The 14,160-nt window shown below is 30.0% G+C and carries 18 protein-coding genes; 3 read left to right on the forward strand and 15 right to left on the reverse strand.

Features of this window, described 5'->3' with window-relative positions; all coding sequences use genetic code 11:
• Positions 1-9: 9 nt before the first annotated feature.
• Together DMZ43_RS02380 and DMZ43_RS02385 are read right to left on the reverse strand one after the other, a co-directional pair.
• Positions 10-585: a phosphatase PAP2 family protein gene (locus tag DMZ43_RS02380; protein WP_131506055.1), complete on the reverse strand. Its 576-nt coding sequence runs from the start codon at positions 583-585 to the stop codon at positions 10-12.
• A 112-nt stretch (positions 586-697) separates the two neighbouring features.
• Positions 698-1,579: a diacylglycerol kinase family protein gene (locus tag DMZ43_RS02385; protein ID WP_131506056.1), complete on the reverse strand. Its 882-nt coding sequence runs from the start codon at positions 1,577-1,579 to the stop codon at positions 698-700.
• Positions 1,580-1,811: 232 nt separating this feature from the next.
• Here DMZ43_RS02385 and DMZ43_RS02390 point away from each other — a divergent pair, with 232 nt between their 5' ends.
• Positions 1,812-2,699, forward strand: a complete 888-nt coding sequence (locus DMZ43_RS02390; protein WP_131506057.1) for a phosphatase PAP2 family protein — start codon at positions 1,812-1,814, stop codon at positions 2,697-2,699.
• Positions 2,677-4,194: a phosphoethanolamine--lipid A transferase EptA gene (gene eptA / locus DMZ43_RS02395; protein ID WP_131506058.1), complete on the forward strand. Its 1,518-nt coding sequence runs from the start codon at positions 2,677-2,679 to the stop codon at positions 4,192-4,194. Before DMZ43_RS02390 ends, eptA begins: the two co-directional genes overlap by 23 nt.
• A gap of 18 nt (positions 4,195-4,212) precedes the next feature.
• On the opposite strand, the gene DMZ43_RS02400 is transcribed toward eptA, so the two are convergent.
• The 10 genes from DMZ43_RS02400 to DMZ43_RS02445 form a co-directional block, all read right to left on the reverse strand.
• Positions 4,213-5,466 carry a HAMP domain-containing sensor histidine kinase gene (locus DMZ43_RS02400; RefSeq protein ID WP_131506059.1) on the reverse strand — a complete coding sequence of 418 codons (1,254 nt, stop codon included), beginning with the start codon at positions 5,464-5,466 and terminating at the stop codon, positions 4,213-4,215.
• A 3-nt stretch (positions 5,467-5,469) separates the two neighbouring features.
• On the reverse strand, positions 5,470-6,144 hold the full coding sequence (locus DMZ43_RS02405; RefSeq protein WP_131506060.1) for a response regulator transcription factor: 675 nt from the start codon (positions 6,142-6,144) through the stop codon (positions 5,470-5,472).
• 106 nt (positions 6,145-6,250) lie between these two features.
• Positions 6,251-6,697 (reverse strand): hypothetical protein, encoded by a 447-nt coding sequence (locus tag DMZ43_RS02410; protein ID WP_131506061.1) that lies wholly within the window; start codon positions 6,695-6,697, stop codon positions 6,251-6,253.
• A gap of 50 nt (positions 6,698-6,747) precedes the next feature.
• Complete coding sequence (locus DMZ43_RS02415; RefSeq protein ID WP_131506062.1) at positions 6,748-7,482, reverse strand: hypothetical protein; 735 nt, start codon at positions 7,480-7,482, stop codon at positions 6,748-6,750.
• Between the two features lie 2 nt (positions 7,483-7,484).
• Positions 7,485-8,156 (reverse strand): hypothetical protein, encoded by a 672-nt coding sequence (locus DMZ43_RS02420; protein WP_131506063.1) that lies wholly within the window; start codon positions 8,154-8,156, stop codon positions 7,485-7,487.
• 1 nt (position 8,157) lies between these two features.
• Entirely contained in the window at positions 8,158-8,442 is a 285-nt protein-coding gene (locus DMZ43_RS02425; RefSeq protein ID WP_131506064.1) for a helix-turn-helix domain-containing protein, read from the reverse strand.
• Between the two features lie 83 nt (positions 8,443-8,525).
• The gene (locus DMZ43_RS02430) at positions 8,526-9,293 is read right to left on the reverse strand and encodes a hypothetical protein (protein WP_131506065.1); all 768 of its coding nucleotides are present in this window, start codon (positions 9,291-9,293) and stop codon (positions 8,526-8,528) included.
• Positions 9,294-9,298: 5 nt separating this feature from the next.
• A complete protein-coding gene (locus DMZ43_RS02435) occupies positions 9,299-10,210 on the reverse strand; it encodes a site-specific integrase (RefSeq protein ID WP_238155776.1) in 912 nt (303 codons plus the stop codon).
• The gene (locus tag DMZ43_RS02440; protein ID WP_131506067.1) at positions 10,168-10,593 is read right to left on the reverse strand and encodes an Arm DNA-binding domain-containing protein; all 426 of its coding nucleotides are present in this window, start codon (positions 10,591-10,593) and stop codon (positions 10,168-10,170) included. The genes DMZ43_RS02435 and DMZ43_RS02440 overlap by 43 nt, the downstream gene beginning before the upstream one ends.
• A 246-nt stretch (positions 10,594-10,839) precedes the next feature.
• A complete protein-coding gene (locus DMZ43_RS02445; protein WP_131506068.1) occupies positions 10,840-11,442 on the reverse strand; it encodes a peroxiredoxin-like family protein in 603 nt (200 codons plus the stop codon).
• A gap of 192 nt (positions 11,443-11,634) precedes the next feature.
• On the opposite strand from DMZ43_RS02445, the gene DMZ43_RS02450 reads away from it, so the two are divergent.
• Positions 11,635-12,447, forward strand: coding sequence for a purine-nucleoside phosphorylase (locus DMZ43_RS02450; protein ID WP_129759353.1), 813 nt, complete (start codon positions 11,635-11,637; stop codon positions 12,445-12,447).
• Positions 12,448-12,450: 3 nt separating this feature from the next.
• Here the strand turns inward: DMZ43_RS02450 and DMZ43_RS02455 are convergent, their stop codons facing one another.
• The 3 genes from DMZ43_RS02455 to DMZ43_RS02465 form a co-directional block, all read right to left on the reverse strand.
• On the reverse strand, positions 12,451-13,230 hold the full coding sequence (locus DMZ43_RS02455) for an RMD1 family protein (protein ID WP_129759354.1): 780 nt from the start codon (positions 13,228-13,230) through the stop codon (positions 12,451-12,453).
• The gene (locus tag DMZ43_RS02460) at positions 13,230-13,643 is read right to left on the reverse strand and encodes a VOC family protein (RefSeq protein ID WP_131506069.1); all 414 of its coding nucleotides are present in this window, start codon (positions 13,641-13,643) and stop codon (positions 13,230-13,232) included. The genes DMZ43_RS02455 and DMZ43_RS02460 overlap by 1 nt, the downstream gene beginning before the upstream one ends.
• 194 nt (positions 13,644-13,837) lie before the next feature.
• Positions 13,838-14,158, reverse strand: coding sequence for a hypothetical protein (locus tag DMZ43_RS02465; protein WP_129759356.1), 321 nt, complete (start codon positions 14,156-14,158; stop codon positions 13,838-13,840).
• Between the last annotated feature and the right edge of the window lie 2 nt (positions 14,159-14,160).

The raw sequence follows: 14,160 nt of genomic DNA on the forward strand, positions 1-14,160 counted from the left end.
CTAAAAACATTAAAATTTGTAAGTAAACCCTAATAGATAGCCTCCATCTTCTTTATTAAAAGTAAGCTCCATATGCTTTTGCTGATATTCTGTAGTAAATAGTAGGTTACTACCAAGACCAATAGCTGCGCCTGCCAATACGTCAAGAATGTCGTGTTTTTTAGAATCGATTCTGCTTGCAGCTGTAAAACCAGCCAATGCATAAGCTGGTATACTATATTTAAAACCATATCTTCTATGAATATATCCAGCACTATGAAATACGGTAGAAGTGTGCCCTGAAGGAAATGAGTTATCATTACTCATATCTGGTCTTTGTTTATTTATACTTAATTTTAAACCATATGTTATCGCTTCTGTTAGTAATAATCCTTTAGTAAATTGCCAAGCTCCTTTTTCATCTCCGATGATAAAAGAGGTACCGATTGTTGCTGCTGGCAATGCAAACAGAATAACGTCTCCAATTTTTTGAGTTGTCCCTACATCTGGTTTTGTTTGACTAGTATCTTGTGCTTGGGTTGGTAAGATTACTAAAAACAATGTGACACATACAAGCAGTGAAATTTTTAAGTTTGTGATTTTCATTTATACTATAGCTATTAATTAGTGTAGACTTTTCTATATCTAATTTTATTTTAGTTAAAAGTATTATTGAAATCTTAAGCAATTTTAAAGCCTGTTTTGAATAATAAAGACTTTAAACTAATACGTTCAAAGCCTTTCTTTGAATTGATATTAAAAGTGTCTCTTCATTAATTTGTGAAGATTCCCCATCTATTTGAGATAGATAAAAAGCTCCTTGAGTTCTATAGAGAGTAAGTGAATCTGATTGATAACAAATCGCTTCTTTAAGTAAATTTGGTTTTTTTAAAAGTAGGCATAAACCAAAATATAACATTTTTAACACACTTATTTTTGGAACTATAACAATATCTAAAAGGCCATCTTGCATAGAGGCTTTAGGTGTAAGGCTCATATCATAACCCAAAGTATTAGAATTTGAAACAAAAACTAAAAATGGGTCGGTAACATCTGTTTTATCATTAATACGAATATTTAATTTGTTTTTTTTAGAATAATAAAACAATGATTTTAATGTTGCCGTCACATAACTTGACAAGGTTCTTTTGTTTTGTTCTTCATAGTTTTTAATGACAGATGCAGAAAAGCTAAAACCTGTATTACTAAAGAAATAACGTTGATTAATTTGACCAACATCAATTCTAATTTTATTATTTTTTTTAATCAAAAGAAGAGCTTTGTGAATATTTCTAGGAATATTCAATGTTGATGCTAAACCATTACCTGAACCTATAGGAATAACACCTAATTGAATAGATGTACCAACCAATGTCGAAGCTACTTCATTTATCGTTCCGTCTCCACCACAAGCTACTATAATAGTTGCCTTTTGAAAAATAGACTCTTTGGACAAAACCAAAGCGTGCCCTTTATAAATTGATGACTTAATAGTTATGTTGTACTTATCTGCTTCAAAATAATCTTGAAGAAAACTTTCTGAAAAATTGTTTCTTCCTTGACCAGCAATTGGATTGACTATAAAGTGGATATCTATCAAAATACAATTTTATTTTCTAAAAAGTCTTCACAAAGCACTTCCTAATCTTATAAGACTTATTAAAATTTTTAGCGAAAAGTAATCTTCAATTCTAAAGAAATATTAAAGCACAAAATACCTTCTTAAAAATTCCTTTAGAATTGAATTGTAATGTTGCTATGTGTAACCTTCAAGCTGCAGTGTTAGCAATTGGTTTCATTTCATATCTATAATAGAATAAACACCAATTATAATGATAGAAACGCCAATACTACTAGATGATATACCTAGTGAACACAATTTTAAAGTGAGTATCAAAGATAATTTTCAACAAGTGAGATTAAATCAGTTGTTTGTTCCAATTATTTTATTCACAATGATTTTTTGCTTTTTTGTGTATGCTATGCAAGGTTCGTTTGTTAACATCTATGTAGAATCTCAAAAAGATGTATTTTTAAAGCTGAATAGCATTTTATCTGTATATCCAAACTTTGCCCATAACATCTCTTATTTGGGCGATGCGTTAGTGCTCTTCCCTTTTGTTTTTATATTTCTTTTTATCAAACCTAAACTCTGGGAAGCTATAATTATATCATCTCTCTTTACATTGATTACCTCTGCTGTACTTAAACTTATTTTTGCTGTACCTAGACCAGCAGCTATGATAAATATGGAAACTTTCACAATTATGGGTAGACCAAATATATTGCATACCTCATTACCTTCAGGACACGCGATGACAGCATTTATGGTAATTTCGATATTGTTATATGCTTTTATGCCAAAGAAAATGTCAAGTAGGATAATTTGGACTACACTTCTTATTACTATCGGTCTTATTATCGGTTTTTCAAGAGTAGCAGTTGGTGCACATTATCCTTTAGATGTCGTTGTGGGATGCATACTTGGTTATATTATGGCAATTTTTGGTATAAAAATCACTACAAAACTAAATTGGTTAAACTGGCTGAAAAAAAGAAAATTCTATCCAATTATTATGCTAATTTTTTCAATTTGGGGGTACTTGATTAGTCTAAAATTAATAAAGCATAATATGGTGATTTTTCACCTTTCTTTATCAGCATTAATTGTAACGTTTTTTGTAATAATATATAAATATGTTAAAACAGCTAAAGCTTAAATATTACGCAATACTGGTTAGTCTGGTTAACCTTGTGTTTTATCAATATCCATTTTTTAAGTTTGTTCTAGCTTCCAGCAATACAAAAAGTGTAAGTGGTGTCCTGTTACTTTTAAGCCTTATTATTGCTGCCATAGTTTTAAATGCCTTTGTTTTTTATATAGGTCTTTATTTACTGCGAATTGTTGGAAAGTGGCTAATTGCTATATTTTTCAATATTAGTGCTATTGCAGTTTATTTTATAAACACTTACGGCATCATCATAGATAGAAGTATGATTGGTAATGTTTTTAATACCAATTATGAAGAATCTAGCAGTTTCTTATCATTTGGTCTACTTTTATATATCCTGTTTTTAGGATTATTACCTAGTTTTTTTCTCTTTAAATTTGAAATTATAAGACCACAGCTAAAGCGTTTTTTAATAAGTACTGGCTTGACCTTATTATTTCTTGGGATTTTGGTTTTTGTAAATTCTTCAAATTGGTTGTGGATAGATAAAAATTCAAAAACATTAGGTGGCTTGGTAATGCCTTGGTCTTATGTTGTAAATACCAGTAGGTATTATAATCATATAAATAAAAAGAATAAAAAACAGATTCTTCTTCCAGATGCAACTATTGCAAATAACCAAAAATCCGTTGCGGTTTTGGTTATTGGTGAGTCTGCCAGAAGTGGTAATTTTTCATTATATGGTTACGAAAAGAACACCAACCCATTACTATCGCAAATAGAAGATCTAAAATATTTTGATGCAGAATCTTGTGCTACATACACTACAGCTGGTTTACAGTGCATTTTAGAGCACCAAGACACAGGAAAACTCTATGAAATACTACCCAATTACTTATACAGAAATGGTGTGGATGTTATATGGAAAACTACCAATTGGGGTGAGCCTAAAGTAATTATTGAAAATTTTCAAAATAAGGAAATGTTACGAGAAAATTGTAAGGGAACTGATTGTGATTATGATGGTATACTTCTTAATGGACTTAAAGAAGAAATACTGGCAAGTAAAAAAAATAAAATTCTTATTGTACTACATACTAGCACTAGTCACGGTCCGACATATTATAAAAAGTACCCAAAGCAATTTGAACAATTTACGCCTGTTTGTAAAAGTGTTGAGTTGGCCGATTGCACCCAACAAGAATTGATAAACGCCTACGATAATACAATTTTGTATACTGATTACTTGGTTGCAAACCTTATTGAAAATTTAAAGGAATTAACCGCATACAAAACTTCTATGATATACATATCTGACCACGGTGAATCTTTAGGGGAAAAAGGACTGTATATGCACGGAATCCCTTCTAGTTTAGCTCCAAAAGAGCAATTGGAAATTCCATTTATTGTTTGGACATCTGAAGGTTCTGAAATAATTAAAGAAAATCAAGACCATTCACAACAAAACATTTTTCATAGTGTATTAGACTTTTTAGCCATAGAAAGCCCAATCTACGATGAAGATATGAGCATCTTTAAATAATGAAGTAGAATTTATAAACTATTTTGTTGAAAAATTCACTGAAAAAATATGGTGCATTTTATCAAATTTATAAGACACCTTAAATTGATATAAATCACATATTTTCTTAACAATTGCCAAACCTAAACCTGTAGATTTTGTTTCATTAGACTCTCTGTAAAACCGATGAAATAATTTACTTGGATGCTCTAAAGCTTTTTCACCAAAATTAGAAATAACAAATGAGGACTTATCACTAACAATAGTTATAACCTCTTCAGAATTATTGTATTTTATGGCATTTGATATAAGATTATTAATCAATATCTCTGCAAGATATGGATCCATCGAAGCATTAAGCATTTCATTAGATGCGTGGAACATCTTTGACATTTTTAGCTCTTTAAAACTCTCTACTTTATTATTTATAATTTCAGTTAGATTAACATTTTCTACGGTTACAAATTGGTTATTATCTATTTTAGTAAGTATTGTAATACGTTTGTTTAGTTGCTTTAGTTTTTGAATATCTTTTTGAATAGACGTAATCTGTTCAAACTGTACTTCATTTATTTCTTGTGAATTGATAATGTTGTCTAATTTTGCTTGAATAATTGCTAATGGTGTTTGCATTTCGTGAGATACATCTTCAGTAAACTGCTTTAGGTTTTCATAATCTGCACGTACCTTATTGGTAAGTGTAGTAATTTCATTCTTTAATTCTGAAAACTCTAATACGTCACTTTCAACAAGTTCTAGTGGTGCTTTTGAAGAAAGCGAAAAACGTTTCATTTGCTCTAAATTTTTAAAAAACGGATGCCATAATTGAAGATTTCTTGAGGTATTAAAATAAAACAGAAACACAAAAGCTAACCCAAATATGATAACATTGGATAAAACGATTGCAAGAAGAAAGTCTTCAGATTCAACAACCATTTCTCTTATGGTTATTTGGTAGTTCTTTCCGTTTATTTTTCTATAGTTAGAATACTCCCTAAAAAGTTCCATTTCTTCTTGAGAAGGGTCGTAAATAACGGTATCCTTTAAAATTCTATCTTTTAGGATTTTAACTTCGCTAACTTCTAAAATTGGGGGTAATGAACCAACGGTTTTACCTGATTTTAAAGCATTCTCAACCCTCGCTTCTGTTGAATACAATACTTCTTCAAGTTCATTTTCGAGTTGGTATTTGGTGTAAAAATAAAGTGCAACTGTACTTAAAACAGCCAAAACTAATCCTGTTAATAAAAATGTTCTTGATGTTTTTTTTATAAGTCTAACCTTATTTGACATATTTTATTCGTCTATAAATTTATACCCGCTACCATATGCTGTTTTTATATATTTAGCTCCTTCGGCAGTCAGTTTTTTGCGTAAGTTATTTATATGCACATAAATAAAATCAAAATTGTCTAATAAATCGCTATCGTCTCCCCAGAGATGTTCCGCTATAATCTCTTTTGATAGCACACGTCCTTTATTTGATATAAAAAACACTAATAAATCATATTCCTTCCTTGTTAAAGAAATAGCTTTATCATTTATGTAAACAGCACGAGATTTAGTATCTATTTTAATTTCATTAAATTCCATTATCTCGCTACCTCCATATTTACCACGACGAAGTACTGCGTTGATTCGGGAATTGAGTTCAGCTAAATGAAATGGCTTTGTAATATAATCATCTGCTCCCAAATCTAACCCTTCTAGTTTATCGGTTAAAGAGTTATTTGCAGAAATAATAATGACCCCTGCATTTTTCTTTTCTTTTTTTATAGTCTTGAGAACGTCTAAACCACTACCTGTCAACAGATTTATGTCCAACACAATTACATCGTATTCATAAATTGAAACTTTTTCAGAAGCTTCTATATAATCTGAAGCTACTTCACAGATGTTACCATCACGCTCTAAATAGGTTGCAATGGATTGTTGTAAATCGTGTTCGTCTTCTGCAATTAAAAACTTCATTATTGTAAATTTAAAAGGATAAATTTAGTATTACAATCTAAATTTTTTCTAAAGTAATATCGAGCAAGGCGATATTATTTATTGTAAAAAATAAATTTAACCACTTTTATTCAAATGGAAACTTTTTCAAATTGATTTCGAATATCATTTTCTTAAAGTCAACAAACTCTTTTTTCAACATTTCTAAATCACCTTTGGTAGCTGGCAAAGATTTTGGAGCAAATATTTTTTTGGCAGCATAAGCGGTAGCATCAGCTGCTATAGTTCCAATTGCAGCTTCTTTTATTGAAGTACTATTCATACTGTTTTTTTGGCTTAACCGCTCAATTTTCTCTTCTAACTTTTGCACAACTGAAAGAACTTCTGGATTTACTGGTAAAGCCAACTTATCATTGACATCTGTTCTTACTTTTTCATAATGGCCAGAAACATACCTATAATTGTTTCGTTTATAACTTGCTTTTGTTCTGCAACTCGCTGAACAATACATATGGTTGGTTCTACGTTTTAAAAACTGTTGCACACAATGCTTACAAACACCAAATCTTGTCATATTTATGTATTTATTGTTCTAAAGCGTTAAATAAAGTTTAATTTAACGCTTTACATCCTTTTACTTTTACCATTTATTGTTATATAATTGCACATACCAAAAACTCTATCTGCTACTCTAGCATCATAAAAATCTTCTAATTGCAGTAAATTTTCCTTTGGCAACTTCTCAAAACCAGTTATAGGATTCATCGTAAAATGTGTTTTGCAATTATTTCTTTCTCTATTCATAATTATTCTCAGCATCACATTAGTTTTTCCGTAATTATTAGCAATTTTTTCTGAATGTAAATCATCAAATAGAATTACACCTGTTGAATATTTTTTAAAAAACTCTTTTTTGTCATTAGGACAAGTTAATCCTTCAAATTCCTGAACTACATCATCAACAGAAACTGTTTTGAATCTATGTGGTGGGTATTTTTTAAAAATCTCTTCAAAACATTTCATTATTCTAGTTTTACCAACTCCTACTGGACCTGCAATAAAAAGGCCTTTATTATACATAGGAACCACCTCATCCTGAAATAGGTTAGATGATTTATAAAAATTTAAATCGTGTAAAAAATAATTAAATATTACTGCCCAATTATTTTTTAAATATTCATCTGTATAGGCGAATTTCACTTCAAATAGACTTTTGTAAGCACCCCTGAAAGCACCCCAAAGTTCTTTCTTTGTAAATGGATGATTTATCCTAGAATTTATACTTTTTTGTTTTAGTTCTATTCTGATTTTTTCAGAAATTATACTGCAATCGTCGTTATTATTAGTTTGGTTCTTCATACCTATCTATTACCTTTTACTTTTTTTGGTTCATTAGACTTAACGACCGCTGATTTGATGTTTTTTTCCATTTTCACCCACCTTGATAGACGCTTTTCTATTTCAAAAAATCCATCTTTTTCAAATCGCATTTTTTCTTTATATGGTGAAAGCTCACTCCAGTAATCATAAAAATCATTTAAAATCTTTAAATCATAATGAGAGTGTTCAAAAACTTGTTTTTTGAATTTTTCACGCCTCAACTCTATTTTTTCTTTGTTAACCTTATTATTCTTATTTCTTTCTTTAGTTGTTGTTGTTGGTTTGTTATTAGATTGTTGATGGTTTGTTACTTGAGTGTTGCTTTGCTTGTTACTGTAAGATTTAGCAGTTTGGCAATTATCATAGTTAACAATAGTTATGAGCGTAAATCTGTTTGTTGGTTTCAATACTATGTCATTACTATCATTAAGTTTGGAAAGTGCAGTTCTTACAGATTGAGTTGAGATCATTAATTCCGATGCCAAATGACCTATTGAAGTAATTAATTGTCCACGCTTTATTAGTTGCCCTTGCCACTTTTTATCTTTAAAGTTGGCTTTGATTAGTAGATGCATATAAAGTCGAAAAATATTTGAGCTTTGATACCATTCCCATTCCATAATATCCCTATGTAAAATAATGTGTCCAAACATATTAAACCTGTTTTATCAGTTTATTAAATATGTCGCTTCTCTTGTAGTAAACACGATTACCTAAACGGTAAGATGGAAGGATACCATTTTTACGCCAATTCCATAAAGCTTGCTTAGAGCATTTTAGAAATTTTAAAGTTTCTTCTACAGTTAAAAGTTCGTCTGCAAATGGAATTTTATCTGTATTCTTTTTTTGTTGAGGCAATAACTCTTTAACAATGGAGCGAATACTCTCCTTGAACTCATCAGGAGATAAATTATATACTCTTATTTCTTTTGATTCCATCAAAACACATATTTGTTTTTATTGGAACAAATTTGAATAGAAATTAAAGCAGTTTAACAATCACTAACAATTGATTGCACCTATTAACTGATATTTTTGGGAATCTCCCACCCCAAGCCTCTTAATTTATAATCCAGTTTCTCGTTTTCTTCGGAGTTCTGAATTACAAATTGTTTTAAACCATTAAAAGTAGGTTTCTTATCAACAAATTTAAATGTATTTAAGAGTTGTTTAGTCAGTTGTGTATTGTTAATCTTTCCATTTCTTAAAGGCGCATCGAGATAGCCTTTATTTGCTAACTCGCTTATTAAATAGGCTAAAATATTAGGATTAGCTTTCCAAATAATAATGTTATCTCTTGTTTTATTTTCCTCATAAGTATTTGTGAAATTTTTTAAAATTTCTACTATTCTTTCGAATTTCATTTCGTATTTAAACAATGAAGTTTCATGATAAAACAACCTATAATCATAAAATCGATTCCTAATAATTCCTTCTGAAGCAACAAAATCGTTTTCTAATTCAATTGATTTGTAATATTCAATACCAAAACCATTAATTTGAGCATTAGAAATAATTGTTTTAATAGCTGGAATAATTTCTGAAAGAATCAATTCGAAAAATTCATCAGGGTTTTCACTGTTGTCTAATTGCACTTCAAGAAAAGATTTAATTTCCATCCTTGATAAATCAAATAACATTTTTCTTAAACATACCTTTAAATAAAAATCATTTTCAAAAGTTAAGTTTAAATCAGAGTACCTTGTTAGGAGAAAATCATAATCATCTAATAAATATTCATTACCAGAATCATTATCCCTTTTGAACGCGAAATACTTTTTAAAACTCATATAATTTATTTAGTAAAAAAATTGGATTGAGATATTTTAATTGCCCTCTCTTGAGGTTTTACCTTAATATATTTATAAAACTCTCGCTCAGTTGAATGCCCACTAATTGCCATAATATCAATTACAGGCATTTTTGATAAATAAGCATTAGTACAAAATGACCGTCTTGCTGTATGAGATTGAATGAGGCTATATTTTGGCACTTTAACTATTTCAAAGTTACCATTTAGCTCTTTTTCTAAAGAAATCTCGCTATCGATTTTTGCCTTCCTTCCTACTTCTTTTATAAATTCATTAATATCTGGGGCATTTAATTCTGGAGGTGGATTATCCTGATAACGTTCTTTGAATATTTTTTTCAGTCTAGGATGTAATGGAACATATAGCTTTTTGCCTGTTTTCCTCTGGTTAAACTCAATAACCTCTGTTCCTTGAAACCTTTTTACTTGTTCTTTTTTGACATGATTATAGTCAGAAACCCTTTGCCCTGTATAATATCCTACTAAAAAAATATCTCTAGCCAATTCCCAGTCTTTTGTTTTTGATAAATCTAGATTATATATGGCTTCAATTTCGGCTTCAGTTAAATATATAGAAACAGATTCCTTAGAAACTGTCTTAAAGTCCCTATGCTTATATTTTAGATTAGAATTATACCCATCTTCAGTAGCAGCATTAAGAATTGTCTTTAGGTTTTTTATATGTTTACCTATTGTATTTGTTGAGTAATTATTTTTTTCTAAATATTGAACAAACGCATAGTAAAAATTAAGATTGATTGTATTAAAGTTAATACCAAAATTAGTTTCAGAATCAAAGTCTTTAATTCTGTTTACAGTTTGCTTATAGGATCTAACTGTAATTGGACTCAACTTTACATTATTAAGATTTTTTGATTGGCTTTCTTTTCTTGAAATAAAATCATCAGCATATTGAAAAAACTACTAATTTCAACATTAACTTCCTTCTCTCCTCTGATGACATCCCTGAGAATAGCCTTTAATACCGATTTATCATTTTTTTCACTTTCCTGTAACTCAGAAACCGTTTTCATAAACTCAGAGGAAAAAAGCAATAAATCATTATTGACTTTTTCTCTGTTTTTGATAGTCGATACTGCTCTTATTCTTTGATTGCTTTTATCCCAATGCTTTGGGTTTACCTTATAGCCTGTAGAAAATTTTATTCTGTTACTTCTTCCAAAACTATAATCTAATATTATAGATGTTTCCTTATTTGAACTAGGCTCCTTTAATCTATACTTTACAGTTCCAGAAGTTAATTTTATTGTGTTGGTCATATTTCTAGTTTACACATATTAAGGGACAACAAAAGGGACAACATAATGTTGAATTATTGTTATTTCAAATATAGTTATTTTATTCTATAATTGCTCTAAATTCAACATTAACAATAGTTACAAACACTATTGATTAAAATAAGATAACATAGTTTAAACCACAAAGTAGTACTGGAGGCACCACCACAAAAAAACCCTGACACAAGTGTCAGGGTTTTTCGGTTTTAAAAGGTATGAAAAACCTAATTACATATCAGCTTTTAAAGCTTTTAGAGAAGCTACCAGCAACTCCTTACTTAATCTTGTTTTATAATTAGGGTTGATGTATTCAAATAAAATATCACCAGATGTATTTAAGATCATAACCGTTGGAACTGGTAAAATCTCAGTTGCTTCCATCTTTGTTTTCTTTTCAATATACGACACTGCCATTCCTGGAGTTTTAAAACCAATTCCTGTTGCTTGAATAAGTTTTGCTTCAGGGTCTGCATAAAGGCTATAACCTACTTTGTTAGTTTCTCCTGTTGGTGCTAAATTTTTGTAGTTATCAGGACTTACTGCTACTATTTGGTAACCCAATTCTAAGATTTCTGATTCAGATTCAGCTAAAGAAGCTAATTGTGTGTTACAATAAGGACACCATCCTCCACGATAAAACACCAAAACAGTTGGTTTTTCTTTAATGATTTTTTTCAAAGCAATTTCTTCACCATTCTTATCAATTAAGTTAGCATTTGGGATTGTTTCCCCTACCAATAAAGGACTTACGTCTTCTGCTTTTTCTGGTACTTGTGCACTAAGGCTAAATGTTGTTAATACAGTTAACAAAACTAAAAGTGTGTTTTTCATTTGTTTTTTGATTTATGTGTTTTACAATGGTGAAATAAAATACCCTAATCCCATTTTGGTTGATTAGTAACTTAATTGTTATGGATATTTCATTATTATTAAGTTTTGCATCTTGGTCTAACGCAATTAATAATCCTTACAATTTTTAAATACATTTCACTTATTTTTGTGTTAACGATTTAAAAACCAATTATGATAAACTATATAAACGAAACCGTTGACTACTTAAAAGATAAAGGATTTATTAATCCTGAAATAGGAATTATCCTAGGCACTGGCTTAGGTATGCTTTTAGATGAAATTACTATTCTTAAAGAAGTAAGCTATAATCACATTCCTAATTTTCCAACAGCAACAGTTGAGTTTCATAAAGGCAAATTAATTTTTGGTGAGCTTGAAGGTAAAAAAGTTATTGTTATGCAAGGTCGTTTTCACTTGTACGAAGGCTACACGTTACAAGACGTAACTTATCCAGTTCGTGTTATGGAAAAATTAGGCATCACCACTTTATTAGTTTCTAATGCTTCTGGTGCTATTAATCTCAATTTCAAAAAAGGTGAATTAATGCTTATTGACGATCATATTAATCTTCAAGGTAGCTCTCCTCTAGCCTTTAAAGGCGTGTCGCTTTTAGGCGAACGATTTGCTGATATGAGTGCACCTTATGATGCAACCATAAACAATACTTTTAAATCTATAGCTAAAACCAACAACATTACGTTACACGAAGGTGTTTATGCAAGCGTTGTTGGTCCTCAATTAGAAACAAGAGCTGAATACAGAATGCTAAAAATTATTGGTGCTGATGCAGTAGGTATGAGTACTGTACCAGAAGTAATAGTTGCTAATCACCTCAACCTTAAAGTTGCAGCAATTTCTGTACTGACTGACGAATGTGACCCTGACAATTTAGAAGCTGTAGCCATTGATGATATTATAGCTACCGCTGCAATAGCTGAACCAAATATGATTACACTTTTTAAAGGATTAATACAATCGCTTTAGATTTTAAAAAAACAGTTTTGCAATAAACATATCAACCACCTCAACAAGAATAAGGATAATAATAATCCATTCTAATTTGCTGCTTTCTTTGTGGTCCATTATATCTTTAAAAAGCTCTAGATTTTCTTTGATAATCTCTATTCTATCATGGATTAATCTATATCTGTCTTTTAAGTCGAAAGATTGCTTTAAATCGTGATTTAATTTGTTTAACTGTTCGTTTTCTAAAGTAATTTCTGGCGAATCGAAAATATACAGGTTTTCTGAAATTTTATTTTTTATATTGAGTACTTTACCAATAAAGCGCTTTAGCTTGTTTCCAGAAATATCCAACTTCCCTTTATTTTCAAGATAAAGAGTATGTTGATTGGTTTCAATTAAAAGTTCTTCGGTAATTTCAGAATAGTTATCCAACGCTACAGACTGTGATGCATTCAACATCACCAATCGCACCATTTCCTCATCAATTTCAGGTAAAATGACTTTTTCAAACTCCACTTTTAATGTATTGGGTTGAATTGAGATTTGTACATCTTCAGAAATTTTGTCGGAAAAGAAGTCTTTACAAAACGGTTTTATTTCATCTAATGCTGCATTAATTTCGTTGGTAGTCATATTAAAAAAACTCACCATTCCATATTGAAAAATATAGATGAATTTTTCTTTTGAATAGCTATAAAAAAGCTCATCACTATCAGAAAAAAGCAACTCCCATTTAAAGTTATTTTTTCCTTCTCTAACTTGTATTAAGCTAGACACTTGGTAAGCAAAAACGGTATACATTAATATTTAAAAATCTCGCTTTGGTTAGTAAACGATTTAAACTCTACAGTATAATCGTTTGGATCTTTTAGAAAAAACGAATGATGTTCTCCTACTTTCTCAATTAAAAAATCAACTTCAGATTGAACAGGAACATTTCTAAACTTTAAGGTGTTTAAAAGCGTTTTCCATTTTTGCTGCTCTAAAATAATTCCGAAATGAAAGGATGGTAAAATTTCACCTCCAAAAGAATAGCTTTGACAATCAAAATTAAAAGGACCACTTTTAGTAAATGTAATTTGATTATTGTACAAATTAATATCAACCCAGTTTTGTGCTGATCGTCCTACCTGAGCACCAAGACTATCAACATAGAAAGCCTTTGTCTCACTGATACTTAAGCATGGTAATGCTAAATGAAAATGTGCCGACATAACATTATATTTTACATAAATTTAGTTTATTTTTCAATACGCTCAACTAAGTTTGAAGAAAATGAATTAAGCCTTTTGAAAGATAATTTTGGTGAAGAATTTAAGAAGTCGCCAAAATATGGCGACTTCATTTTTAAGTATATGCTATTTTTCAGACTAGATCTGTTCTAAAACATCAAAACTGTAGTGTGTGACTAATCCTCGTCAGAGTCAGCCTCTTGGTCCATTTCTGGTTCTTGTACTGCTTCTGGATCATCATCGTCATAATCTTCATAATCATCTTCATCATAATTCTCCATTGTTACAGCTAATTTAGTACTTACTTTTACTAAATACTTAGTGTCTTCAGTACTTACTTCTACAGCTTCAACAATTTCGTTATTAGCATTTTTGAAAGATATAACGTGGTCATCATCATAACCATCAGGATATTTTTCAACTAACAATGCTAAAATTTCTGGTGTTAATTTTTTAAAATCAACAATTACGCGCTTAAGATTGTCTTTTTTGTTCATAA

Origin of the sequence: Meridianimaribacter sp. CL38 (assembly GCF_004328055.1) — a bacterium.
GTDB lineage: Bacteria > Bacteroidota > Bacteroidia > Flavobacteriales > Flavobacteriaceae > Gaetbulibacter_B > Gaetbulibacter_B jejuensis.

Excerpts from the sequence above, each read along its gene's own strand:
- DMZ43_RS02460 (WP_131506069.1), bottom strand. The coding sequence starts at position 13,643 with ATGTCGGCACATTTTCATTTAGCATTACCATGCTTAAGTATCAGTGAG.
- DMZ43_RS02465 (WP_129759356.1), bottom strand. The coding sequence starts at position 14,158 with ATGAACAAAAAAGACAATCTTAAGCGCGTAATTGTTGATTTTAAAAAA.
- DMZ43_RS02410 (WP_131506061.1), bottom strand. The coding sequence starts at position 6,697 with ATGACAAGATTTGGTGTTTGTAAGCATTGTGTGCAACAGTTTTTAAAA.
- DMZ43_RS02405 (WP_131506060.1), bottom strand. The coding sequence starts at position 6,144 with ATGAAGTTTTTAATTGCAGAAGACGAACACGATTTACAACAATCCATT.
- DMZ43_RS02430 (WP_131506065.1), bottom strand. The coding sequence starts at position 9,293 with ATGAGTTTTAAAAAGTATTTCGCGTTCAAAAGGGATAATGATTCTGGT.
- DMZ43_RS02425 (WP_131506064.1), bottom strand. The coding sequence starts at position 8,442 with ATGGAATCAAAAGAAATAAGAGTATATAATTTATCTCCTGATGAGTTC.
- DMZ43_RS02400 (WP_131506059.1), bottom strand. The coding sequence starts at position 5,466 with ATGTCAAATAAGGTTAGACTTATAAAAAAAACATCAAGAACATTTTTA.
- DMZ43_RS02450 (WP_129759353.1), top strand. The coding sequence starts at position 11,635 with ATGATAAACTATATAAACGAAACCGTTGACTACTTAAAAGATAAAGGA.
- eptA (WP_131506058.1), top strand. The coding sequence starts at position 2,677 with ATGTTAAAACAGCTAAAGCTTAAATATTACGCAATACTGGTTAGTCTG.
- DMZ43_RS02380 (WP_131506055.1), bottom strand. The coding sequence starts at position 585 with ATGAAAATCACAAACTTAAAAATTTCACTGCTTGTATGTGTCACATTG.
- DMZ43_RS02455 (WP_129759354.1), bottom strand. The coding sequence starts at position 13,230 with ATGTATACCGTTTTTGCTTACCAAGTGTCTAGCTTAATACAAGTTAGA.
- DMZ43_RS02440 (WP_131506067.1), bottom strand. The coding sequence starts at position 10,593 with ATGACCAACACAATAAAATTAACTTCTGGAACTGTAAAGTATAGATTA.
- DMZ43_RS02390 (WP_131506057.1), top strand. The coding sequence starts at position 1,812 with ATGATAGAAACGCCAATACTACTAGATGATATACCTAGTGAACACAAT.
- DMZ43_RS02445 (WP_131506068.1), bottom strand. The coding sequence starts at position 11,442 with ATGAAAAACACACTTTTAGTTTTGTTAACTGTATTAACAACATTTAGC.
- DMZ43_RS02420 (WP_131506063.1), bottom strand. The coding sequence starts at position 8,156 with ATGTTTGGACACATTATTTTACATAGGGATATTATGGAATGGGAATGG.
- DMZ43_RS02415 (WP_131506062.1), bottom strand. The coding sequence starts at position 7,482 with ATGAAGAACCAAACTAATAATAACGACGATTGCAGTATAATTTCTGAA.